The sequence below is a fragment of the Pseudomonas putida genome (assembly GCF_028682475.1).
In the GTDB taxonomy this organism is placed as follows: domain Bacteria; phylum Pseudomonadota; class Gammaproteobacteria; order Pseudomonadales; family Pseudomonadaceae; genus Aquipseudomonas; species Aquipseudomonas putida_AG.
The window spans coordinates 114149-136391 of record NZ_JANHLE010000004.1 but is presented as its reverse complement, the minus strand read 5'-3'; the positions used below and the strand labels follow the sequence as shown (position 1 = coordinate 136391).

Sequence of the window (22243 nt, the reverse complement as noted above, 5' to 3'; positions counted from 1 at the left end):
TTTTTTATTTAGCGCTGACGCAGGCTTTCCAGCAGTTTATGCGTCGGATAGCCATCAGCCGGCCAGCCCAGCGCTTGCTGGGCGTTGCGGATGGCTTTGCGAGTATTGGCGCCGATAATCCCGTCGGCGGCACCGGCATCGTAGTTCCTGGCGCTGAGCAGGGTTTGCAGTTCGACCCGTTCGCTACGGCTCAACGGCAGATCGTCTTTTGGCCAAGGGCCGGCGATGTAGCCTGAGCCATCGAAACGCTGACCGAGCAGGCTGACCGCCAGGGCATAAGAAGACGAGTTGTTGTACTTGAGGATTGCGCGGAAGTTATCCAGCACCAGGAACGCCGGGCCGCGGTATCCCGCAGGCAGCAACAGCGCGGCGGAGAGTTGCTCGCTACCAGCTGGCAGGCGTACACCGGCTGGCAGTTTCAGGCCCAGCTGCATCCATTCGGCCACGCTCTTGCGCTGGCTGCCGTCGGCCAGCCAGTAATCAAAGCCGGGTGCCAGCTGCACTTCGAAACCCCAAGGCTCGCCGCGCTTCCAGCCGGAGCTTTGCAGGTAATGGGCCGTGGAGGCCAGGGCATCGGCGGAGCTGTTCCAGATATCCCGGCGGCCGTCGCCGTCGAAGTCCACCGCATGGGTGTTGTAGGTCGTAGGAATGAACTGGGTCTGGCCCATGGCGCCGGCCCACGAGCCTTTCATGGCGTCGGGCTGGATATCGCCGTTCTGCAGGATCTGCAGGGCGGCGATCAGTTGTGCCTGGGCAAAGGCCGGGCGACGGCCTTCATAGGCCAGGGTTGCCAGGGAGCGGATGACGGATTTGCTGCCCTGGAACTGGCCGAAGTTGCTTTCCATGCCCCATACCGAGACCAGCACATTGCGGTCGACGCCGTAGCGCTGTTCGATCTGGCTCAAGAGCTCTGCGTGTTTTTTCAGCAGGCCTTTGCCATTGCGTACGCGCAGGGGCGACAGGGCGCCGTCGAGGTACTCCCAGACGGGACGGGCGAACTCTGGCTGGCTGCGGTCGGCCTTGATCACGTCCATGTCTGGCGTGACGCCGAGGAAGGCGCGGTCGAAGGTGCCGGGGTTGATACCCGCTTGCAAGGCTTGTTGACGGAAGCCCGCTTGCCACTGGGCAAAGCTTTGCAGCGGCTGGATTTCGGTGCTGGTGTCGACTGCCGGGCTCGGCACGGTCACGACCGGCGCGGGCTGGGCAGGGGCCAGCGGCAGGGCATCGGCGGCGGTGGGTTTTTCCGCGCAGGCGACGAGCAGGATGAGGCTGGAGGCAGCAATCAGCTGGCGAGGTTGCCAGCGATGGGAAAGACAAAAGGGCATGCACAGGTCCAGGTATTTCAGGTCAGGTGATGACCATACCATGCCTGCGGGAATCTTGCTTTTATGCAGCCAAAAAGTAAGAAGCCTCCCAATCTCTCGATTGGAAGGCTTCGCGGCGGTAGCTGCCTTTGCCTTTGCCTGCACGTTCCTGGCGGCTGCGGAACAGGGGTTGGGCGATGATCGATTTGGCCTTGTTGGGCCTGGTTTTTTTGCTCATGGCAGGGGTCCTTTGGAGGTTGGGCGCAATATAGGGGGGAAAGCGTCGCGGGGCAAGCCCGCTCCCACAGGGATCAAATACCCTCTGTGGGAGCGGGCTTGCCCCGCGATTGATGTCACTCTGCCGGCAATGCCAAACGTTGTCCGGCCATCAACAACGACAAGCGCGCCAGACTCGTCCAGGGCGAACCCTGGGCCTGCCCCTTGATCTGCGCATCAATGCGCTGGGCATCCTGCAACAGCTGGCTCCAGCGCTGCGCCGAGTGGCGTTGCAGGGCTTTGCTCATCAGTGGCTTGCGCTTGTCCCAGACCGGTGGCCGCGCCTGGCTGAAGGCCTTGTCCAGCGGCACGCCTTGGCTGTACTGCTGCGCAAGCCCGGCCAGCACCCGTAATTCCCGGGCCAGGGCCCAGAGAATCACCGGTGGCTCGACCCCTTCACCGCGCAAGCCTTCGAGCATGCGCAGGGCATGAGCAGCCTCGCCGTTGAGAATCGCATCGACCAGACCGAAGACGTCAAAACGGGCACTGTCAGCCACCGCCGCTTGCACCGTCTCGACGGTAATCTGATTGCCTTCAGCCAGCAGCTTGAGCTTTTCGATTTCCTGGGCAGCGGCCAGCAGGTTGCCTTCGACCCGGGCGGCAATCAGGTCCACCGCATCGCGCTGGGCCGATAGCCCGGCCTGGGACAGACGCTGGTTGATCCATTGTGGCAGTTGCTGGGTGTCGACCGGCCAGATCTGGATGAACTGGACCTGCTGGCCTTCGATCAGCGCCTTGCCCCATTTGGTCTTCTGCGCACTGCCGTCAAGCTTGGGCAGGCTGATCAGCAGCAGGGTGTCTTCGGCAGGCCGTGAGCAGTATTCGATCAGTGCTGCAGCGCCCTTGTCACCAGGCTTGCCGGAAGGCAGGCGCAGTTCCAAAAGGCGCCGCTGGGCGAACAGTGACAGGCTGGCACCAGCCTGGAGCAGGGTGCCCCAGTCGAAGTTGGCGTCAGCGCTGAATACCTGGCGTTCATCGAACCCTTGCTGGCGCGCGGCAGCACGCACCGCATCGGCGGCTTCCTGGCACAGCAGCGGGTCATCGCCACTGATCACGTAGACCGGCGCGAGGCTGCCTTGCAGGTGTTTGTTGAGCTGGGCGGGGGCGAGTTTCATGGTCGCAGGCGGGGCACCGAAGTGCCCCGTTCAGGCTCAGTTGATCGGCAGTTGCAGGGGCGACTGCTGAGGCGTCTCGTCCTGGGCACGACGGGCCGCTTCGATGGCGTCGGCCTGGGCCTTGGCGCGTACATCGGCGTCCTGCTGCAGCTGGTCGAGCTGGCTCGGCGTCAGCAGTTGCAGGCGTACCAGCATGTTCTGCACCAGCTCGCGGCGCATTTCCTGGCGGGTCTGGGTCGCTTCTTGCTGGGAACCGGTGATGTTGTTGCCGTCGTGCAGGTAGATCTTGCGCACTTCCAGCTTGTCGTTGAGCAGATTGGTATTGTTGTGGCCTTCGATGCTGTAGCTCAGCACCGTGCTCAACTCATACTCGGCCGAACGACCCGAGCCACCGGCATAGGTGGCGGCGCGCTGGGTTTCCGCTTCGTTGGTCAGAACCAGCTTGTATGGCGCGCCAGCGTGAACGTTGACGCCGCTGCTTTTCAGGGCCTGACGCAGTTGGGTCACGGTGTCGCCATAGGCATTGCGTGCACTCAGGTCCAGTTCCGTGATGCTCAGCTCACTGGTGCCGGTACCCCGCAGCTGGAAACCGCAGGCACTGAGCAGTACGGCCAGGCCCATTACCAGCAGATTGCGTTTGATCATCTTGTTGCTCCCTTGTGGGCCGATTCTGTGTACCGGCCCGCCATGCTTGCGGGCCGGTAGTCCTGTCAGTTGGCGACGATATTGACCAGTTTGCCCGGTACCACGATGACCTTGCGGATGCTCAGGCCTTCGGTGAAGCGCAGGACGTTTTCGTTGCTGCGGGCAGCCGCTTCGACATCTTCGCGGCTGGCGCCGGCCGGCATTTCGATCTGGCCGCGCAGCTTGCCGTTGACCTGGATGACCAGAACGATGCTGTCCTGCACCAGGGCGCTTTCGTCCAGTGCCGGCCAGCCGGCATCGATCACCGCACCCTGGTGACCCAGGCGGTGCCACAGCTCATGGCTGATGTGCGGGGTGATCGGGGCTAGCAGCAAGGCGACGGTTTCCAGGCCTTCATGCAGCAGGGCGCGGTCCTGTTCGCTGGCTTGCGGAGCTTTTTCCAGCACGTTCATCAGGGTCATCACCTGGGCGATGGCGGTGTTGAACTTGTGGAACTGGCCGACGTCGGTGCTGGCCTGTTTGATTGCGGCGTGAATGGCACGGCGGACCACTTTCTGGCCATCGTCCAGGGCGGCAACGTCCAGCTTGCCCGGCAAGCCGAGGGCGACGTGGGCCTGGGCCAGACGCCAGACACGACGCAGGAAGCGGTTGGCACCTTCGACGCCGGAGTCGGACCACTCCAGGCTCATGTCCGGCGGCGAGGCGAACATCATGAACAGACGGCAGGTGTCGGCACCGTAGGCTTCGATCATTGCCTGCGGGTCAACGCCGTTGTTCTTGGACTTGGACATCTTCTCGGTGCCGCCGATTTCGACCGGCAAGCCGTCGGTTTTCAGGCGCGCGCCGATGATCTTGGCCTTGGCGTCACGTTCGACTTCGACGTCAGCCGGGTTGAACCAGTCCTTGCCGCCGTTGCTGGCAACGCGGTAGTAGGTTTCGGCAACGACCATGCCCTGGGTCAGCAGGTTCTTGAACGGCTCGTTGGAGCTGACCAGGCCTTCGTCACGCATCAGCTTGTGGAAGAAGCGTGCATAGAGCAGGTGCAGGATGGCGTGCTCGATGCCACCGATGTATTGGTCTACCGGCAGCCAGTGGTTGGCCGCTTTCGGGTCGACCAGGCCACCCTCGTAGTTCGGCGAGGCGTAGCGGGCGAAATACCAGGACGACTCGACGAAGGTGTCCATGGTGTCGGTTTCGCGCTTGGCCGCGGTACCGCATTTCGGGCAGCTGCACTCGTAGAATTCAGGCATGCGAGCCAGAGGCGAACCGGCACCATCCGGTACCACGTCCTCAGGCAGTTTGACCGGCAACTGGTCTTCCGGTACCGGCACATCGCCACAGGATGGGCAATGGATGATCGGGATCGGGCAGCCCCAGTAGCGCTGGCGGCTGATGCCCCAGTCACGCAGACGGAACTGGGTACGCGATTTGCCCAGCTCTTTCTTGATCAACGCCACTTCGATGGCATCGAATGCGCCCTGGAAGTCCAGGCCGTCGAATTCGCCGGAGTTGATCAGCTGGCCGTACTCACCGCAGGCAGCATCCCACTCGGCAGCGACTTCGTCGCCCAGGCTGGTGCGCACCACGGCCTTGAACGGCAGGTTGTACTTTTTGGCGAACTCGAAATCGCGTTCGTCGTGGGCCGGCACGGCCATCACCGCGCCATCGCCGTAGTGCATCAGCACATAGTTGGCGACCCATACCGGCAGTTTTTCACCGGTCAGCGGGTGTTCGACGAACAGCGAGGTGGCCAGGCCTTTTTTCTCCTGGGTGGCGACGTCGGCTTCGGCGACGCTGCCGCTCTTGCATTCATCGATGAACGCTTGCAGTTCCGGGTTGCCCTGGGCGGCCTGGGTGGCCAGCGGGTGCTCGGCGGCAACGGCAACGTAGGTGGCGCCCATCAGGGTGTCCGGACGGGTGGTGAAGACTTTCAGGGCCCCGGCGTGGCCGATGCTGGCCTGATCGAAGGGGAACTGCACTTCCATGCCACGGGACTTGCCGATCCAGTTGCGCTGCATGGTCTTGACCTGTTCTGGCCAGCCCGGCAGCTCGTCGAGGCTTTCCAGCAGCTCGTCGGCATAGTCGGTGATCTTGAAGTAGTACATCGGGATTTCGCGCTTCTCGATCAGCGCGCCCGAACGCCAGCCACGGCCGTCGATGACCTGCTCGTTGGCCAGTACGGTCTGGTCGGCCGGGTCCCAGTTCACGGTCCCGTTTTTGCGGTAGATCACGCCTTTTTCGAACAGGCGGGTGAACAGCCACTGTTCCCAGCGGTAGTAATCCGGTTTGCAGGTGGTGACTTCACGCGACCAGTCGAAGGCCAGGCCCAGGCTCTTGAGCTGGGTCTTCATGTATTCGATGTTTTCGTAGGTCCACTTGGCCGGTGCGACGTTGTTCTTCATCGCCGCGTTTTCCGCCGGCATGCCGAAGGCATCCCAACCCATCGGTTGCAGGACGTTCTTGCCCTGCATGCGCTGGTAACGGGCGATCACGTCACCGATGGTGTAGTTGCGCACGTGGCCCATATGTAGCTTGCCGCTCGGGTACGGGAACATCGATAGGCAGTAGTACGACTCCTTGCCTGGCTGTTCACTGACTTCAAAAGACTTTTGCTCGTCCCAGTAGGACTGGGCGGCGGCTTCGATTTCGCGGGGCTGATAGAGTTCGTGCATGGCTACTTTGCGCTTAGAGATGGGAGACCTTATCCAGGCAGCGGGAAAACCGCTACATCGGCAATCCGGTGTCAAAAGGGTGAACGGCCTAGCATACATGACCCCTGTCCACCGAGGGAAACCCTGATTGCACCGCCAGAGGCGTTGCGGGCCGTTGGTCGCAGTGTCCGGCTGCTTTTTCGAGTAACGCTAAGCTCACTGTTGGGGGGAGATATTTTATCTTCAATGAGGTGAACGGATGGGAGAGTCGCAGCAACAAGCAACAAAACCGGAGCTTTACGAACGGCTGATCGATCGTCTGGGGCTTGCTCTGGAGGTCGCCAGAACGTCCGTTCGGTTACGCGATGAAATGCCTGCTGAATTGGAGTTGCGTGGCCTGAGCCGCGCCGAATTCGATGTGATCAAAGCCTATCTGGACGCTCTTCCAGAGGGCAGGCATGGATGCGCTGGCGCACAGCTATCAGCGGAGCCGCCACCTGCGGCCAGAGTCGTCTGGCTCAAGGACAAGACACGCTCCACCACCACGGCAAAATCCAGAAAGCTGCAATTCAAGTAGCCGGGCGGATTCCCAGGCGCAATGCGGAGTGCGCCCCCCTTTGCAAAGACAAGATGATCGGCATCTGACTCCTGACTATTGTTGCCAGGTGCCGATCCTCTTAGGCTGCGCACCTCCATGGAGGTGACCTGTGCCTATTCGCTATTTGATCAAACAGATAATCCTGCCGCCCGGCGTATTGTTCCTGCTGTTGCTCGCGGCCTGGTGGCTGCGTCGTTCCTGGCCGCGCCTGTCTGCCTTGTGTTTTGTCCTGGGCTTGGGGGGCTTGTGGACGATGAGTCTGCCGATTGTCGTCGAGCATTCGGCGCGTTTGCTGGAGACCGAACCGGCCTTGAGCCATGAGCAATGGGCACACCTGGCTGAGCAGGCGGATGCCATTGTGGTGCTGGGCGCCGGGCGCGAACGCGGCGATCCGGCCTGGGACTTTGTTGATCAGCCGGCAGGTACGGCCATGGAGCGCATGCGTTACGCCGCCCGGTTGGCCAAGGTGTCGGGCTTGCCGTTGTTGATCTCGGGCGGCTTGCACTATGGCACCCCTCCCAGCGAGGCACAGCTGATGGCTGATGCGCTGCAGCATGATCTTGGGGTGAGTGTGCGCTGGAAGGAAGAGCGCAGCCGCACGACCTGGGAGAATGCCCAGATGAGCGCCCGGATCCTCTTGCCTGAGGGCATCAAGCGTGTGGTCGTGGTGACCCAGGCCTGGCATATGCAGCGTTCGCGCTGGAGCTTCGAGCAGGCGGGTTTTACCGTGGTGCCGGCGCCAGTCGGTTTTCTCGGTCGTGATCATGCCCGGCCGTTCGGTGGCTGGCTGCCGGAAAGCAAGGCGATGTGGCAGAGCGGCCAACTGCTCAATGAGGCAGTCGGCCTGCTCGGTTACCGCCTGTTCTACTAGACGGTCTTGGCAATCCGGCTGGCCAGCAGGGCCCAGCCAAACAACAATGCACAGACAATCACCAGTGGCCAGGAGCGCCACTGCAGGTACGGTGTCAGCTGCTGCATCGGTACCACTTCACCGTAGAGGATGCCGCGTTCGAACTGCGGAATCTGCGCGGTGATGCGTCCGAAGGGATCGATCAGCCCGGTGACACCATTGTTGGTGGCGCGAATCATCCAGCGACCGGCCTCCAGCGCACGCATCTGGGCCATCTGTAAATGCTGCAGGGGGCCGATCGAGGTGCCGAACCAGGTGTCGTTGCTGATGGTCAGGAGGATGTCGCTGCGCGCGGCCAGGCTTGCGGCGAACTCCGGGTAGACCACTTCGTAGCAGATGTACGGGGCGATCTGATAGCCCTTGGCCTGCAGTAGCGGCTGGTCAGCCGGCCCGCGGGCAAAGTCCGACATCGGCAGGTCGAAGAAGGCAATCAGGCCACGAAGCATATCCTGCAGCGGTACGTATTCACCGAACGGCACCAGCTTCTGCTTGAGGTAGGTGCCGTCGCCTTCACCGGTCACGGTAATGCCGTTGTAGTAGCGGCGTTGCTGGTGCACCACTTCACGTACCGGCACGCCGGTGATCAGCGCCGAGTGACGGTCGGCGGCGAAGCTGCCCATCATGTCCAGGTAGCCCTGGGCCTGTTCTTTGAGGATCGGTACCGCGGTCTCCGGCCAGACCAGCAGGTCAACCGGTTTGGAGCTGAAACTCATGTCGCGGTAGAGGGCCAGCTGGGCGTTGATGTGTTCGGGGTTCCACTTCAGTTCCTGCTCGACATTACCTTGCAAGGCAGCCACCGTCAGCGGCTTGCCGGCAGGCTCGGTCCAGGCGTGGTTTTTCAGGGCCAGGCCGGCGGCCCAGGGCGCTAGCAGTAGCACGATTGCCACGGCCAGGAACGATTTGCGCGCCCGCAGGCGTGGCAGGTTGCACAGCAGCGCGGCAGACAAGGCCAAGCAGAAGGAAATCAGCCACATGCCACCGACCGGCGCCAGGCCGGACAGCGGGCCGTCGAGCTGGCTGTAGCCGGAATAGAGCCAGGGGAAACCGGTGAGGAACCAGCCGCGAAAGGCTTCCTGGCCGACCCACAAGGCGGCGAAGCACAGGGCGTCGGCCAGGGGCGCTTCGTTGCGGCGCAGCCAGCGTGCCCAGATCCAGGCGGGCAGGGCAAAGAACCAGGCTATAGCCGCAAAGAATGCTATCAGCAGACCGGTGGCCAGCAGTGGCGTGGCGCCACCGTAGGTGTTGATGCTGACGTAGATCCAGCTGGTGCCGGCAGCATACAGGCCGAAGCCGAAACACCAGCCGCGGCCCAGGGCCTGGCGCGGGCTCAGCTCACGCAGGCCGAGGTAGAACAGGCCGGCCGCCAGCAGTGCCAGCGGCCAGATGTCGAACGGCGCCAGGGCCAGGGTGGTGATTGCACCGGCCGCCACGGCCAGCAGGTTACCGGGCCAGCCGGGGCGGGTGATCCAGCGCATGGTTGTCCTTAACGGGTGATAGGGGTCAGTCGCAGCAAGTGAATCCGGCGGCTATCGGCATTGAGGATGCGGAAGCGGTACGGGCCGATTTCGGTGGTCTCGTTACGCTTGGGCAGGTGGCCGAAGGCGCTCATGACCAGACCGCCAACCGTGTCGAACTCGTCATCGGAGAACTGACTGTCGAAGAACGCGTTGAAGTTCTCGATCGGGGTCAGGGCCTTGATCAGGAAGTCGCCGCTGGGCAACGGCTTGATGTAGCTGTCTTCCTCGACGTCATGCTCGTCTTCGATGTCGCCGACGATCTGCTCGAGCACGTCTTCGATGGTCACCAGGCCCGCCACGCCGCCGTATTCGTCGATGACGATGGCCATGTGGTTATGGTTGGCGCGGAACTCGCGCAGCAGCACGTTCAGGCGCTTGGACTCGGGCACGAAAGTGGCCGGGCGCAGCAGGTCCTTGATGTTGAAGCTGTCGCCGTTCTCCTTGAGGATCAGCGGCAGCAGGTCCTTGGCCAGCAGCACACCGAGCACATCGTCATGGCTTTCGCCGACCACCGGGTAGCGCGAGTGCGCAGCGTCGATCACCGCTGGCAGGAACTCGCGTGGCGACTGCGTGGCCTTGATGCTGATCATCTGCGAGCGCGGCACCATGATGTCGCGTACTTGCAGGTCGGCGACCTGGATGGCGCCTTCGACGATGGTTAGCGCTTCGCTGTCGAGCAGCTTGTTCTGATGGGCTTCGCGCAGCAGCTCAAGCAGCTCCTGGCGGTTTTTCGGCTCATGGGCAAAAGCCTGGGTCAGTTTGCCCAGCCAGGACTTTTGCCCGTTGCTCGATCGATCTTCGCTCATGGCGGTTACTCGTGTTCCTTGCAGATATCAGTGTGGGGTGCGTCGTGTTCGTCGTCGGCGTAAGGGTCCGGATGACCCAGTTCAGCCAGCAATTCCCGTTCCAGGGCTTCCATTTCTTCGGCCTCATCGTCGTCGATGTGGTCGTAGCCCAGCAGGTGCAGGCAGCCGTGGATCACCAGGTGCGCCCAGTGGGCCTCCAGCGCCTTGCCTTGTTCGGCGGCTTCGCGCTCGACCACGGCGATGCAGATCACCAGGTCGCCGAGCAGCGGAATATCGAGCAGCTCGTCGGGTACGTCGGCGGGAAAGGACAGCACATTGGTGGCGTAGTCTTTGTGCCGCCAGGTGTGATTGAGCTCACGGCCTTCGACTTCGTCCACCAGACGGATGGTCATTTCCGAGTCGGCCGTGCGCTGGCGCAGGGCCAGCTCACACCATTGGCGGAACTGCGCTTCAGTCGGGTGCGGTGCATCACTTGCCAGTTGCAGATCGAGCTCAAGCATCGCGTTGTTTGCCTTCGGTCGGGTTCTGCTGCTGGCTGTCGAAGCGCTCGTAGGCCTCGACAATACGTTGCACCAACGGGTGGCGGACCACGTCCTTGGGCTGGAAGTGCGTGAAACTGATGCCCGGCACGCCCCTGAGCACTTCGATGACATGCGCCAGGCCCGACTTGGTGCCGCGTGGCAGGTCGACCTGGGTAATGTCACCGGTGATCACTGCGGTGGAGCCGAAACCGATCCGGGTGAGGAACATCTTCATCTGCTCGACCGTGGTGTTCTGGCTCTCATCGAGGATGATGAAGCTGTTGTTCAGGGTGCGGCCACGCATGTAGGCCAGCGGGGCGATCTCGATCACCTGGCGCTCGATCAGCTTGGCGACGTGTTCGAAGCCGAGCATTTCATACAGGGCGTCGTACAGCGGGCGCAGGTACGGGTCGATCTTCTGCGCCAGGTCGCCGGGCAGGAACCCGAGCTTCTCGCCCGCTTCGACCGCCGGGCGTACCAGCAGGATGCGACGCACCTGTTCACGTTCCAGTGCATCGACGGCGCAGGCCACGGCCAGATAGGTCTTGCCGGTACCGGCCGGGCCGATGCCGAAGTTGATGTCGTTGCCGAGGATCTCTTTCACATAGCGCTGCTGGTTCAGCCCGCGTGGACGAATCATGCCCTTGCGCGTGCGCAGGGAAACACTGACTTCGTTGACGGCCGGGTTTTCCAGCTCCTGCACCGCAGATTCCTGCAGGAACAGGTGAACCATTTCCGGCGACAGCTCGGTGGCCTTGGTCTCGCGATAGAGACGGCGCAGCAGTTGCTCGGCAGAGGAGGTGTGTTTGGGTTCGCCGATCAATTCGAACTGATTGCCGCGGTTGCGGATTTCGATAGCCAGGCGCTGTTCGATCAAGCGCAAATGCTCGTCGAATTGCCCGCACAGATTGGCGAAGCGATGGGCCTCGAAGGGTTCGAGGATGAAACGATGAGGTTCTATGGGTGCGTTCAAGGTTGTTTTTTAGCCGCCCAACGGCAATGGAGATGGACTCAAGGATAACCCTAGCCGCTGCAGGGCGAAAGCGCTGAAACGATCAAGGGTCGCCGGGCCAGTATTGCGGCCCGGCTGGACAGGTTAGTGTGCTAGCGAGCCGAACAGCGAATGCGGACGGGCGTCGTCGATATGGATGTCGACGAACTGGCCGATCAGCTTCGGATTGTCGCAGCGGAAGTTGACGATACGGTTATTCTCGGTGCGCCCCTGCAACTGGCCGGGGTCGCGGCGCGAGTAGTCGGTGACCAGGATGCGCTGCACCGTGCCGACCATCTGTCGGCTGATCTCGAAGCCCTGGGTGTCGAGGCGATGCTGCAGGGCTTTGAGGCGCTCCTTTTTCAGCTCTTCCGGGGTGTCGTCGGGCAGGTCGGAGGCCGGAGTGCCCGGACGCTGGCTGTAGACGAAGGAGTAGGAAAAGTCGAAACCGACCTCGGCGACCAGCTTCATGGTCTGCTCGAAGTCTTTCTCGGTTTCCCCCGGGAAGCCGACGATGAAGTCCGAGCTGATGCAGATCCCCGGCACGGCGGCCTTGAGTTTGCGCAGCTTGGACTTGTATTCGAGGATGGTGTGGTTGCGCTTCATGGCCGCCAGCACCCGGTCCGAGCCCGATTGCACCGGCAGGTGCAGGTGCTTGACCAGTTCCGGCACCTCGGCGTGGGCCTGGATCAGGCTGTCGGAGAATTCCAGCGGATGCGAAGTGGTGTAGCGGATGCGGTCGATGCCATCCACCGCCGCCACGACCCTGATCAGCTCGGCCAGGTCGGCCAGGCGGCCATCGTGGGTCTGGCCGCGGTAGCCGTTGACGTTCTGCCCCAGAAGGGTGATTTCGCGCACGCCGTTCTCGGCCAGGTGAATGACTTCGGACAAGACATCATCGAACGGCCGGCTGACTTCTTCGCCGCGGGTGTAGGGCACCACGCAGAAGGTGCAGTACTTGCTGCAGCCTTCCATGACCGAGACATAGGCGGTCGGCCCGTCGATGCGCGGCTCGGGCAGGTGATCGAATTTTTCGATTTCCGGGAACGACACATCGACCTGGGGCAGGCGTGTGGTGCGCGCGGCATCGATCATTTCCGGCAGGCGGTGCAGAGTCTGCGGGCCGAATACCACGTCGACATACGGCGCGCGCTTGCGGATCGATTCGCCTTCCTGGCTGGCCACGCAACCGCCGACAGCGATGACCATGTCCGGCTTCAGGTCCTTCAATTCGCGCCAGCGGCCCAGCTGGGAGTAGACCCGGTCCTGGGCGCGCTCGCGGATCGAGCAGGTATTGAGCAGGATCACGTCGGCGTCTTCGGCCCGTGCCGTGACCTCCAGGGCTTGATGTTCACCCAGCAAGTCGACCATGCGCGAGCTGTCGTACTCGTTCATCTGGCAACCGTGGGTTTCGATATAAAGCTTCTTGGCCATGGGAGATCATCAGGTAATTCGAAGAACCGCGCATTATAAGGGGCTACGGCGGTGGATCCTAGCGTTGTCGGTCTGGGGGCTATGTTATAGTTTGGCCTTTCTTTACAACCTGTGGCTGTCCCCGCCGAAATGACCAAACGCGAAGCACCTATCTACAAAGTGATCTTTCTCAACCAGGGCCAGGTATTCGAGATGTATGCCAAGCAGATCTACCAGAGCGATCTGTGGGGCTTTCTTGAAATAGAGGAATTTGTCTTCGGCGAACGCACCCAGGTGGTGGTCGATCCGAGCGAAGAAAAGCTCAAGGCGCAATTCGAGGGCGTGGTGCGCAGCTTTGTGCCGATGCACTCGATCGTGCGTATCGATGAGGTCGAGCGCCTGGGAACGCCAAAAATCAGTGAGGCGCGTGGCGTCAGCAACGTGATGCCGTTTCCGATGCCGATGCCGGAAAAATAAGCCCGGGCTTCAGGGCAGTGGCGAGAAGGGGGTACGCCCTTCGGCAGTCTGCAGCTCCAGCAGGTATTTGCGGAAGATCTGTCCCAATACCTGGGTCGCCACTTCAAGATCTTCACGGGGCATTTGCTCGGAGACCTCATCGGCCAGGTCCAGAGCGTCTTCGGCGCCATTGACCGCCGCCATTTTCAGCACTATGTACGCCTGTACATTGTTGGCTGCGACACCTTCACCTTTGAAAAACATGGTACCAAGACGGTACTGAGCTTGGGCGTGGCCTTGCAGCGAGGCTTGCTCGAAGTAGCTCAGGGCTTGCTTGAGGTCGCGTGGTGTATTGGTGCCCTCGTAATAGAACTCGCCGAGCTCGTATTGGGCCTGGGCATCGCCTTGCTGCGCCGCCTGCTGGCATGTGGCCAAGGCTTGGGGCAGGTCTTCGGGTTGGGAATTGAGGGTGCAGCGGCCCGTTGCCGGAATCAGCAACGAGTTACCGCCTGCTGAGGCCAGCAGGGGCTGAAGAAGCAACAGGCAGCCCAGGGCGAGGGCGCGGCCGGTGCGGTTCATGGGGATCGACTTACCTCTGCAAAGCTGCGGCCAAAGTGTCTGGTGGCACATTATGGGATAAGCAACGCCTACCTTACAAAGTCTTTACTCGATTTTCTGCTTACAGGCCACAACAGTGCCCTATCGCTGGCAAGGCCAGCTCCCACATGTGGGAGCCGGCCTTGCCAGCGATGGCTGCCAAAACAGCCAGTCAGGATCAGTCCTTGAGCTTGGCGAACGCCCGCTCGGCGGCATCCAGGGTGATTTTCAGCTCGGTTTCGCCGTGGGCGATCGAGGTGAAACCGGCCTCGAAGGCGCTAGGCGCCAGGTACACGCCACCTTCCAGCATCAGGTGGAAGAAACGCTTGAAGCGTTCGGCATCGCTGGCCATCACGTCATCGAAGGTGACGATGTCGTCAGCGCCGCTGAAGTACAGGCCGAACATGCCCCCGGCCTGCGTGGTGACGAACGGAATGCCCGCGGCATCGGCACGCTGCTGCAGACCGTCGAGCAGGCGGCTGGTGTAGTCGCTGAGCTCGGCGTGGAAGCCCGGGCGGCTGATCAGTTTCAGGGTGGTCAGGCCCGCAGCCATGGCCAGCGGGTTGCCCGACAGGGTGCCGGCCTGGTAGACCGGGCCCAGCGGTGCAATCTGTTCCATGATCGTGCGCTTGCCGCCGAAGCAGCCGACCGGCATGCCGCCGCCGACGATCTTGCCGAAGGTCGACAGGTCCGGGGTCACGCCGTAATGCGCCTGTGCGCCACCCAGGGCAACGCGGAAACCGGTCATCACTTCGTCGAAAATCAGCACCACACCGTGCTTGTCGCACAGCGTGCGCAGGCCTTCGAGGAAACCTGGCGCCGGCGGCACGCAGTTCATATTGCCGGCCACCGGCTCGACGATGATGCACGCCACTTCCTGGCCGACTTCAGCGAGCATCTTCTCGACCGCGTCGATGTCGTTGAACGGCAGGGTCAGGGTGTGTTTGGCAAAGGCCGCCGGCACGCCAGCGGAGCTTGGCACGCCCTGGGTCAGCAGGCCGGAGCCGGCTTTTACCAGCAGGCTGTCGGAGTGACCGTGGTAGCAGCCCTCGAACTTGATGATGCTGTCACGGCCGGTGTAGCCGCGGGCCAGACGAATGGCGCTCATGGTCGCTTCGGTGCCGGAACTGACCATGCGCACCATTTCCATCGACGGCACGATCGAGCAGACCAGGTCGGCCATCTCGGTTTCCATGGCGGTCGGCGCGCCGTAAGACAAGCCGTGTTCCAGTTGCTTGCGCACCGAGTCGAGCACGTCCGGGTGGCTGTGGCCGAGGATCATCGGGCCCCAGGAACCGACGTAGTCGACGTAGCGCTTGTCATCTTCGTCGGTGACGTAGGCGCCTTCGGCATGCTTGAAGAACAGCGGCGTACCGCCAACGCTCTTGAACGCCCGCACTGGCGAGTTGACGCCTCCGGGAATGTGTTTCTGGGCGTTGGCGAACAGGGTTTCGGAACGAGACATGATGGGCTCTCTCAATCAGCAGATGCGAACAGGGCGTTGAAGGCGCGGGCACGGCGGGTGACTTCCTGCGTGCTGTCGGCGCCGAACAGGCCATGAATCACCGCCAGCAGGTCGGCGCCATGGGCGACCAGCGGGGCGGCGTTGTCGAGGGTGATGCCGCCGATCACGCAGATCGGCAATTTGAGCCGGGCCCGGGCCTGGTCCAGCAAGGCGGTATCGGCGGCGGGCGCGCCCGGTTTGGTCACGGAATTGAAGAAGCGGCCAAAGGCTACATAGCTGGCGCCTTCGCGCGCGGCTTGCTCGGCCAGCTCCAACTGGGCGTGGCAGGTCGAGCCGATGATGGCCTCGCGGCCGAGCAGGGTACGCGCCGGGGTCAGCGGGCCATCGGTCTGGCCCAGGTGCACACCGACACCCAGGCGCGCGGCCAGTTCGGCATCGTCGTTGATGATCAGGCGGGTCTTGTAGCGCGCACAAAGCTCGGCCAGGGCTTCGGCCTCACGCAGGCGACGTGCCTGGTCAGCGCTTTTGTCGCGGTACTGCAACAAGGTCACGCCGCCTTCAAGGGCTGCCTCAACGTAGGGCAGAAACTTGCCGGCCAATAACTGGCTGTCGGTAATGGCATACAGACCGCGTAGCTTCATCTCGGGGCCTCGGTTCAGGAACAGAAATCCAGGGGAAGGCGACGCGGCACATATTGGCCTTTGCCCAGTTGTTCGGCATCGCGCAGGGTTCGCCAGGTGTAGTCCAGGGCCGAACGTACGGCGCTTTGCAATTGCTCGCCGAGGGCCAGGCGGCCGGCCAGGGCGCTGGCCAGGGTGCAACCCGAGCCGTGGTAGCTGCCAGGCAGGCGTTGGCAGGTCCAGGTGTGACGCTGGCCATCGCGGCTGTACAGGCGGTTGTGGATTTCGTGTTCGTCGCCGTGACCGCCGGTGATCAGCAGGTGTCTGACGAAGGGCAACAGTTTTTCTGCGCATTCATCTGCGCTGCCTTCAGGCAGTTCGGCGAGGATGCGGGCTTCGGGGAGGTTCGGGGTGGCGATGGTCGCCAGTGGCAGCAGGCGTTCGCGCATGGCGTAGCCGACCTCGTCCTTGCCCAGACGGCCACCGCCGCCAGCACGCAGCACCGGGTCGCAGACCAACGGCAGATGCGGGTGGGCGCTGAGCAGTTCGACGACGGTGTCGACCATGTCCAGCGAGCCGAGCATGCCCAGCTTGACGGCTGCGACCGTGGAGTCGGCGAGAACGGCGTTGGCCTGGGCCAGTACCCACTCGCGGTCGAGCACACGGAAGTCAGTGACATTGACGGTATCCTGCACGGTCAGGGCAGTCACGGCGGGAGCGGCGTGGCAACCTTGAGCGATCAGGGCTTCGATATCTGCCTGCAAGCCGGCGCCGCCACTGGGGTCGTGGCCGGAGAGACAGAGGACAACGGGGCGGGAGCTGTAGGTATTCATGGTGCGCGAGCTTACCACCAAACGCTTTTGTCAGGTCTGCCCCCAGGCCAGGCTTTTTTGATCAAGTGGTCAGGAAATGAATTCGCATATCGCTGAAAGTGCCGAGATAGAGCCTTTTGTTCGTATTTTTATGTGGCACCTGATAGTGCTGAAAAGCTATGCTAGAGTGCTCAAACAACCGATAACGGTTACTGCCGGATCGCGTCGCCTCAAACGGACAGGAGGCTACCGCGACACGACCGGGACAGACCATGCTGGGGCTGTATGCGCTATTTGCTGATTGTTGTGCTGGGCTGGTTGCCACTGCTGGCCACGGCGGTCGATTTCGACGACTCGACGCGCAGCTTGCCCTTGGGGCGGGTGATGCAGGTATTCGAAGACCGCGGTGGCAATGCCAGCATTGCGCAGGTCAGTGCCCCTTCGTTCAGTGAGCATTTCCGCAGCCATCAAACCGATGTGTTGAATGCCGGTTATTCGACCTCGGTGTTCTGGATTCGCCTCGATCTGCGCTACACCGCCTTGCCTTCAGCCGCGCCGCGCAGCTGGCTGCTGGAGCTGGCCTACCCGCCACTGGACCATCTGGAACTTTACCTGCCCGACAGCGGCGGTACTTTCCGCCTGGCGCAACGCACCGGCGATGCCCTGCCGTATGCCAGTCGCCAGATCGAGCAGAACAACTACCTGTTCGAATTACCCTTCAGCCCCGGTCAGACCACCACCGCCTACTTGCGCCTGCACAGCCAGGGTTCGGTCCAGGCGCCGCTGACGTTATGGTCCACCGAGGCCTATCTGGAGGCGCAGCCGACTCGCCTTTATGTGCTTGGCCTGATCTATGGCGTGCTGCTGGGGATGCTGGTTTACAACCTGTTCATCTACCTCAGCGTGCGCGACACCAGTTACCTCTACTACATCCTCTATATCGCCTCGTTCGGTCTCTATCAGGTATCGGTCAACGGCGCGGCGGTGGCTTATTTCTGGCCTGACAGCCCCTGGTGGGCGAACGCCGCCACGCCACTGTTCATTGGCGCCTCGGGACTATTCGGTTGCCAGTTCGCCCGCAGCTTCCTGCAGATGGCCCGGCACAGCCGCGCTTTCGATGGCCTGCTCAAGGTGCTGATGGCCGGTGGCGGGGTGGTCATGCTGCTGTCGCTGATCAGCAGCTATGGCATCGCCCTGCGCCTGGCCACGGCCCTGGCGTTGCTGTTCACCGTGACGATCTTCGCCGCCGGGGTGTTTGCCTGGCGACGCGGAATGCGGGTGGCGCGTTATTTCATCATCGCCTGGACGGCGTTCCTGCTCGGCGGCCTGGTCAATACACTGATGGTGCTGGGCTATCTGCCCAATGTGTTCCTGACTATGTACGCCAGCCAGATCGGTTCGGCGCTGGAGGTGTGCCTGCTGTCGCTGGCCCTGGCCGACCGCATCAACAGCATGCGTGACCAGCAGGCCCAGGCCCTGCGCGACACCGGCCGGGCCCTGGAAGTGCTCAACCAGCAACTGTCCAACAGCAACCGCTTGAAGGATGAGTTCCTGGCCACGGTGACCCATGAACTGCGCACGCCGATGAACGGCGTGATCGGTTCGCTGGAGTTGATGCAGACAGTGCCCATGGCGCATGAGTTGGCGCAGTACCAGCGCACGGCCAGTTACGCAGCCCAGGACATGATGGGCATGGTCGACGATATCCTGATTCTCACCGAGCTGCAGGCCGGTCGCCTCAGTGCGCAAAACGCACCCTTCGGCTTGCGCCACCTGTTGCAGGAACTGCGCAGCAAGTACGCCGCGGCGGCGCTGGGCAAAGGGCTGTACCTGAATCTGGATACGCCGGCCGATTTGCCTGAGCTGCTGGTCGGCGACCGGCATAAACTGGCGCTGTGCATCAGCTACCTGCTCGACAACGGGATCAAGTTCACCCATGAGGGCGGGGTCGTGCTGCAGGTGCGCGGGCGCTTGCAAGGGCCGGGTCTGCTTGGCCTGACCATCAGTGTCAGCGACAGCGGCATCGGCTTTGATCGCCTCGCCGAGCCCGGTCTGTATCAGCGCTTCTTCCAGGTCGATGGCTCGATGAGTCGCCAGTACGGAGGCCTGGGCATTGGTCTGGCGATCTGCCGGCAGCTGGCCGGGTTGATCGGGGCACGCTTGCAGCATGAGTCCAGCCCGGGCTTGGGCAGCCGTTTCGAGCTGGTGCTGAGCCTCGCCTTGAGCCAGCCGCAGGCGCTGGCCAGGACCGGGCTAAATCGCGGCTAGTTAGGCGTATTTGTCACTTTGAGCGGGGGGCGGGGCGTGATTCACTGAAATTTCAGTCACGCCCGGATCCAGGAGGCCCCCTGATGAACCTGCACCAGTACGCTGAAACCCATGAAGTCACCAACCAGCCGCCAGCGCTGGACGGGGCCAATCTGTATCGCATCGACCTGCCTCTGCAGCAGTGGTCGCGACACTATGGGGCAGGCTGGGCTGAGGCCCGGATCGACGCGTACGGGGCTCTGGCAGGCGGGCCGCTGATGGCCGCCGGGTTCCTGGCCAACCAGAACAAGCCGCAATTTAGCAGCCATGACCGCTATGGTCATCGCATCGATCTGGTGGAGTTTCATCCGGCCTACCACGAGCTGATGCGCACGGCCATCGAGCACGGCTTGCCGTCGCTGCCGTGGACCGACCCGCGCCAGGGCGCCCACGTCGCCCGGGCCTCGATGACCTATCTGCATACTCAAGCGGAAGCCGGCAGCGGATGCCCGCTGACCATGACCTTTGCCGCAGTGCCGGCGCTCAAGTTGCAGCCGGAACTGGCGGAGTACTGGTTGCCCAAGGTCCTCGCCACCGAGTACGACCCGCGTAACGTCGGTGACCGGCACAAGGTCGGGGTCACCCTCGGCATGGCCATGACCGAGAAGCAGGGCGGCACCGATGTCCGCGCCAACACCACCCGTGCCTACCCCGTGGGCGCGCCGGGGCCGGGGCAGGCTTACGAACTGGTCGGGCACAAATGGTTCTGTTCGGCGCCGATGTGCGACGCCTTCCTGACCCTGGCCCAGACAGACAAGGGCTTGAGCTGTTTCCTGCTGCCGCGCCATCGCCCGGATGACAGCCGCAACCAGTTCTATATCCAGCGCCTGAAGAACAAGCTCGGCAACTGCTCCAATGCCTCCAGTGAAGTGGAGTTCCGCGGCGCCCTGGCGTGGATGATCGGCGAGGAAGGCCGCGGTGTGCCGACCATCATCGAAATGGTCGCCATGACCCGTTTCGATTGCATGGTCGGTTCCAGCGCCCTGATGCGCCAGGCCCTGACCCAGGCTGCCCACCACTGCGCCCACCGCCAGGTCGGCGGACGCCTGCTGGCCGCGCAACCGCTGATGCAGAACGTGCTTGCCGACTTGGCTCTGGAAAGCGAAGCGGCGTTGGCCCTGAGCCTGCGCATGGGCCATGCTCTCGACCAGCCGGATGACCCGCAACAGGCGCGTTTTGCCCGGCTGATCACCGCTGTCGGCAAGTACTGGATCTGCAAGCGTGCCCCGGCCATGATCAACGAAGCGGCCGAGTGCATGGGCGGCGCAGGCTATGTCGAAGACAGCATCCTGCCGCGCCTGTACCGCGAAGCGCCGGTCAACTCGACCTGGGAAGGTTCCGGTAATGTCCAGTGCCTGGATGTGCTGCGTGCCCTGTCCAAGGAGCCGGGCGTGCTCGATGTGCTGTTCGCTGAGCTCGGTGACGGTCACGGCGATCCGCGTCTGGCGGCGCATATCGGCAACCTCAAGGCAGCCTTTGCCGACACCGGCGACATTCAGTACCGCGCCCGCCAGCTCACCGAAGACATCGCCCTGGGCCTGCAGGCCAGGCTGTTGCTGGAGGCGGGCAATGCCACGGTCAGCGATGCCTTTATCGGCAGCCGCCTGGGCGGCAGTGGCCGGGTCTACGGGGTGCTGCCACGGGGCATTGATGTTGGCGAAATAGTGGCGCGGTCGACGCCAAACTGGCCCCTCTAACATGCGTGCCTTTGCCTGAATAAGTAGGCAAGATGGCTACATGCATGTCAGACAGGAAGTACATTGTGAGCCGTACTGATGAAGCCTTCGTTGTCGTAGCAACCGCCGAGCAGGCCGTCGATCGTTTGGCGGCCCTGCATGAAGAATCCACCGCGGCCCTGAGCCAGGCGCTCAAGCGTTACCTCAAGGACCGCACCGAGCCGAATGCCGAAGAACGCGCACTGTTCCGTTACCCGGAATTGCGCCTGACCTACCAGTATCACGGTGAAGTGCCGGCCATTACCCGTGCCTACGCCAAGGTCCAGCTGCCAGGCACTTACAGCGTCACGGTTACCCATCCCGCGGCCTTCCGTGGCTATCTGCTGGAGCAGCTCAAGCCACTGATGCGCGACTTCACTGTCACCGTTGAAGTCGGTGTCAGCCAGCAGAACATTCCTTACCCTTACGTGGTCGAGCACGGCGACGAACTGGCCGGTAGCGGTATCACTGCCGCCGCATTGGCGCGGGTTTTCCCCAGCACCGACCTGTCGGCTGCCACCGATGGCATCGCCGATGGCCTGTACGACTGGGCCAACGTCGATCCTCTGCCGCTGGCGCTGTTCGACGCGGCGCGGGTGGACTTTTCCTTGCGCCGCCTGGTGCATTACACCGGCAGTGACTGGCGCCATGTGCAGCCGTGGATCCTGCTGACCAACTACCACCGCTATGTCGACCAGTTCGTCAGCCATGGCCTGGAGCAGCTGCGCGATGACCCACGCTTTGTGCGCATGGTCCTGCCGGGCAATGTGATCATCGAAAAGAGCATGGACAACGGTGAGGCCCAGTCGCTGGTGGCGAGCGTGGTCTGGCACCGTTACCAGATGCCGGCGTATCACCTGATCGCCGCCGATGGCGATGGCATCACCCTGGTCAACATCGGTGTCGGCCCGTCCAACGCCAAGAACATCACCGACCACCTGGCGGTGCTGCGTCCGCACTGCTGGCTGATGATCGGTCACTGCGGCGGCCTGCGGCAGTCGCAGACCATCGGCGATTACGTGCTGGCGCACGCTTACATGCGCCGTGACGGCATTCTGGATCGGGTGGTACCGCCGCATATTCCGATTCCGGCCCTGGCCGAGGTGCAGATGGCGCTGCAGGAAGCGGCGGCGCAAGTGACCGGCGAGCGCGGTGACGAGCTGAAAAAGCGTCTGCGCACCGGCACGGTGTTGACTTACGACGACCGTAACTGGGAGCTGCGCTGGGCTCAGGAACGTCCGCTGATCAACCTGTCACGGGCGGTGGCGGTCGACATGGAAAGCGGCACCATCGCCGCTCAGGGTTATCGCTTGCGCGTCCCCTATGGCACCTTGCTGTGCGTTTCGGACAAGCCGCTGCACAGCGAAATCAAGCTGCCGGGCGCGGCCAACGCCTTCTACAACCGGGCGGTCAGCCAGCACCTGAAAATCGGTATCGCCGCACTCGACCTGCTGCGCACCGAGCTGCATTCGCTGCACTCGCGTAAACTGCGCAGTTTCGACGAGCCGCCGTTCCGCTGAGGCC

20 protein-coding genes are annotated in these 22243 nt (G+C 62.7%); 6 read left to right on the top strand and 14 right to left on the bottom strand.

The window, feature by feature from the left end; all coding sequences use genetic code 11:
* Positions 1-8: 8 nt before the first annotated feature.
* From NPS47_RS05205 to leuS, 5 genes are all read right to left on the bottom strand, one after another.
* Positions 9-1325: a lytic murein transglycosylase gene (locus NPS47_RS05205; RefSeq protein ID WP_274294017.1), complete on the bottom strand. Its 1317-nt coding sequence runs from the start codon at positions 1323-1325 to the stop codon at positions 9-11.
* 61 nt (positions 1326-1386) lie between these two features.
* On the bottom strand, positions 1387-1542 hold the full coding sequence (arfA, locus tag NPS47_RS05200; RefSeq protein ID WP_274294016.1) for an alternative ribosome rescue factor ArfA: 156 nt from the start codon (positions 1540-1542) through the stop codon (positions 1387-1389).
* 115 nt (positions 1543-1657) lie between these two features.
* A complete protein-coding gene (gene holA / locus NPS47_RS05195; protein WP_038606566.1) occupies positions 1658-2695 on the bottom strand; it encodes a DNA polymerase III subunit delta in 1038 nt (345 codons plus the stop codon).
* 36 nt (positions 2696-2731) lie between these two features.
* Positions 2732-3340 carry an LPS assembly lipoprotein LptE gene (gene lptE, locus NPS47_RS05190; RefSeq protein WP_274294015.1) on the bottom strand — a complete coding sequence of 203 codons (609 nt, stop codon included), beginning with the start codon at positions 3338-3340 and terminating at the stop codon, positions 2732-2734.
* Positions 3341-3405: 65 nt separating this feature from the next.
* The gene (leuS, locus tag NPS47_RS05185) at positions 3406-6012 is read right to left on the bottom strand and encodes a leucine--tRNA ligase (RefSeq protein ID WP_274294014.1); all 2607 of its coding nucleotides are present in this window, start codon (positions 6010-6012) and stop codon (positions 3406-3408) included.
* A gap of 238 nt (positions 6013-6250) precedes the next feature.
* On the opposite strand from leuS, the gene NPS47_RS05180 reads away from it, so the two are divergent.
* Positions 6251-6568 carry a hypothetical protein gene (locus NPS47_RS05180; protein ID WP_274294013.1) on the top strand — a complete coding sequence of 106 codons (318 nt, stop codon included), beginning with the start codon at positions 6251-6253 and terminating at the stop codon, positions 6566-6568.
* 130 nt (positions 6569-6698) lie between these two features.
* Positions 6699-7460, top strand: coding sequence for a YdcF family protein (locus NPS47_RS05175; protein WP_274294012.1), 762 nt, complete (start codon positions 6699-6701; stop codon positions 7458-7460).
* On the opposite strand, the gene lnt is transcribed toward NPS47_RS05175, so the two are convergent.
* From lnt to miaB, 5 genes are all read right to left on the bottom strand, one after another.
* Positions 7457-8974, bottom strand: a complete 1518-nt coding sequence (gene lnt, locus NPS47_RS05170; protein ID WP_274294011.1) for an apolipoprotein N-acyltransferase — start codon at positions 8972-8974, stop codon at positions 7457-7459. The two genes, NPS47_RS05175 and lnt, sit on opposite strands and share 4 nt — an antisense overlap.
* An 8-nt stretch (positions 8975-8982) precedes the next feature.
* The gene (locus tag NPS47_RS05165; protein ID WP_274294010.1) at positions 8983-9822 is read right to left on the bottom strand and encodes an HlyC/CorC family transporter; all 840 of its coding nucleotides are present in this window, start codon (positions 9820-9822) and stop codon (positions 8983-8985) included.
* A gap of 5 nt (positions 9823-9827) precedes the next feature.
* Complete coding sequence (gene ybeY / locus NPS47_RS05160) at positions 9828-10322, bottom strand: rRNA maturation RNase YbeY (RefSeq protein ID WP_274294009.1); 495 nt, start codon at positions 10320-10322, stop codon at positions 9828-9830.
* Complete coding sequence (locus NPS47_RS05155) at positions 10315-11316, bottom strand: PhoH family protein (RefSeq protein ID WP_274294008.1); 1002 nt, start codon at positions 11314-11316, stop codon at positions 10315-10317. Before NPS47_RS05155 ends, ybeY begins: the two co-directional genes overlap by 8 nt.
* A gap of 123 nt (positions 11317-11439) precedes the next feature.
* Positions 11440-12768: a tRNA (N6-isopentenyl adenosine(37)-C2)-methylthiotransferase MiaB gene (miaB, locus tag NPS47_RS05150; RefSeq protein WP_038606590.1), complete on the bottom strand. Its 1329-nt coding sequence runs from the start codon at positions 12766-12768 to the stop codon at positions 11440-11442.
* Between the two features lie 129 nt (positions 12769-12897).
* Here miaB and NPS47_RS05145 point away from each other — a divergent pair, with 129 nt between their 5' ends.
* A complete protein-coding gene (locus NPS47_RS05145) occupies positions 12898-13224 on the top strand; it encodes a DUF1820 family protein (RefSeq protein WP_038606593.1) in 327 nt (108 codons plus the stop codon).
* Positions 13225-13233: 9 nt separating this feature from the next.
* Here NPS47_RS05145 and NPS47_RS05140 read toward each other — a convergent pair whose 3' ends face one another.
* The 4 genes from NPS47_RS05140 to NPS47_RS05125 form a co-directional block, all read right to left on the bottom strand.
* Positions 13234-13782, bottom strand: coding sequence for a tetratricopeptide repeat protein (locus tag NPS47_RS05140; protein ID WP_274294007.1), 549 nt, complete (start codon positions 13780-13782; stop codon positions 13234-13236).
* A gap of 196 nt (positions 13783-13978) precedes the next feature.
* Positions 13979-15265 carry a glutamate-1-semialdehyde 2,1-aminomutase gene (hemL, locus tag NPS47_RS05135; RefSeq protein ID WP_274294006.1) on the bottom strand — a complete coding sequence of 429 codons (1287 nt, stop codon included), beginning with the start codon at positions 15263-15265 and terminating at the stop codon, positions 13979-13981.
* An 11-nt stretch (positions 15266-15276) separates the two neighbouring features.
* Entirely contained in the window at positions 15277-15906 is a 630-nt protein-coding gene (gene thiE, locus NPS47_RS05130) for a thiamine phosphate synthase (RefSeq protein ID WP_274294005.1), read from the bottom strand.
* Between the two features lie 14 nt (positions 15907-15920).
* The gene (locus NPS47_RS05125) at positions 15921-16718 is read right to left on the bottom strand and encodes a hydroxymethylpyrimidine/phosphomethylpyrimidine kinase (RefSeq protein ID WP_274294004.1); all 798 of its coding nucleotides are present in this window, start codon (positions 16716-16718) and stop codon (positions 15921-15923) included.
* A 264-nt stretch (positions 16719-16982) separates the two neighbouring features.
* Between NPS47_RS05125 and NPS47_RS05120 the strand changes: the two genes are divergently transcribed.
* From NPS47_RS05120 to amn, 3 genes are all read left to right on the top strand, one after another.
* Positions 16983-18965, top strand: a complete 1983-nt coding sequence (locus NPS47_RS05120) for a sensor histidine kinase (protein WP_274294003.1) — start codon at positions 16983-16985, stop codon at positions 18963-18965.
* An 83-nt stretch (positions 18966-19048) separates the two neighbouring features.
* Complete coding sequence (locus NPS47_RS05115) at positions 19049-20701, top strand: acyl-CoA dehydrogenase family protein (RefSeq protein ID WP_274294002.1); 1653 nt, start codon at positions 19049-19051, stop codon at positions 20699-20701.
* 32 nt (positions 20702-20733) lie between these two features.
* Positions 20734-22239: an AMP nucleosidase gene (amn, locus tag NPS47_RS05110; RefSeq protein ID WP_425313477.1), complete on the top strand. Its 1506-nt coding sequence runs from the start codon at positions 20734-20736 to the stop codon at positions 22237-22239.
* Positions 22240-22243: the final 4 nt, after the last annotated feature.

Excerpts from the sequence above, each read along its gene's own strand:
- NPS47_RS05165 (WP_274294010.1), bottom strand. The coding sequence starts at position 9,822 with ATGAGCGAAGATCGATCGAGCAACGGGCAAAAGTCCTGGCTGGGCAAA.
- NPS47_RS05120 (WP_274294003.1), top strand. The coding sequence starts at position 16,983 with ATGCGCTATTTGCTGATTGTTGTGCTGGGCTGGTTGCCACTGCTGGCC.
- leuS (WP_274294014.1), bottom strand. The coding sequence starts at position 6,012 with ATGCACGAACTCTATCAGCCCCGCGAAATCGAAGCCGCCGCCCAGTCC.
- arfA (WP_274294016.1), bottom strand. The coding sequence starts at position 1,542 with ATGAGCAAAAAAACCAGGCCCAACAAGGCCAAATCGATCATCGCCCAA.
- NPS47_RS05115 (WP_274294002.1), top strand. The coding sequence starts at position 19,049 with ATGAACCTGCACCAGTACGCTGAAACCCATGAAGTCACCAACCAGCCG.
- lptE (WP_274294015.1), bottom strand. The coding sequence starts at position 3,340 with ATGATCAAACGCAATCTGCTGGTAATGGGCCTGGCCGTACTGCTCAGT.
- NPS47_RS05205 (WP_274294017.1), bottom strand. The coding sequence starts at position 1,325 with ATGCCCTTTTGTCTTTCCCATCGCTGGCAACCTCGCCAGCTGATTGCT.
- hemL (WP_274294006.1), bottom strand. The coding sequence starts at position 15,265 with ATGTCTCGTTCCGAAACCCTGTTCGCCAACGCCCAGAAACACATTCCC.
- miaB (WP_038606590.1), bottom strand. The coding sequence starts at position 12,768 with ATGGCCAAGAAGCTTTATATCGAAACCCACGGTTGCCAGATGAACGAG.
- NPS47_RS05180 (WP_274294013.1), top strand. The coding sequence starts at position 6,251 with ATGGGAGAGTCGCAGCAACAAGCAACAAAACCGGAGCTTTACGAACGG.
- ybeY (WP_274294009.1), bottom strand. The coding sequence starts at position 10,322 with ATGCTTGAGCTCGATCTGCAACTGGCAAGTGATGCACCGCACCCGACT.
- NPS47_RS05125 (WP_274294004.1), bottom strand. The coding sequence starts at position 16,718 with ATGAATACCTACAGCTCCCGCCCCGTTGTCCTCTGTCTCTCCGGCCAC.
- lnt (WP_274294011.1), bottom strand. The coding sequence starts at position 8,974 with ATGCGCTGGATCACCCGCCCCGGCTGGCCCGGTAACCTGCTGGCCGTG.
- amn (WP_425313477.1), top strand. The coding sequence starts at position 20,734 with ATGGCTACATGCATGTCAGACAGGAAGTACATTGTGAGCCGTACTGAT.
- NPS47_RS05140 (WP_274294007.1), bottom strand. The coding sequence starts at position 13,782 with ATGAACCGCACCGGCCGCGCCCTCGCCCTGGGCTGCCTGTTGCTTCTT.
- thiE (WP_274294005.1), bottom strand. The coding sequence starts at position 15,906 with ATGAAGCTACGCGGTCTGTATGCCATTACCGACAGCCAGTTATTGGCC.
- NPS47_RS05145 (WP_038606593.1), top strand. The coding sequence starts at position 12,898 with ATGACCAAACGCGAAGCACCTATCTACAAAGTGATCTTTCTCAACCAG.
- holA (WP_038606566.1), bottom strand. The coding sequence starts at position 2,695 with ATGAAACTCGCCCCCGCCCAGCTCAACAAACACCTGCAAGGCAGCCTC.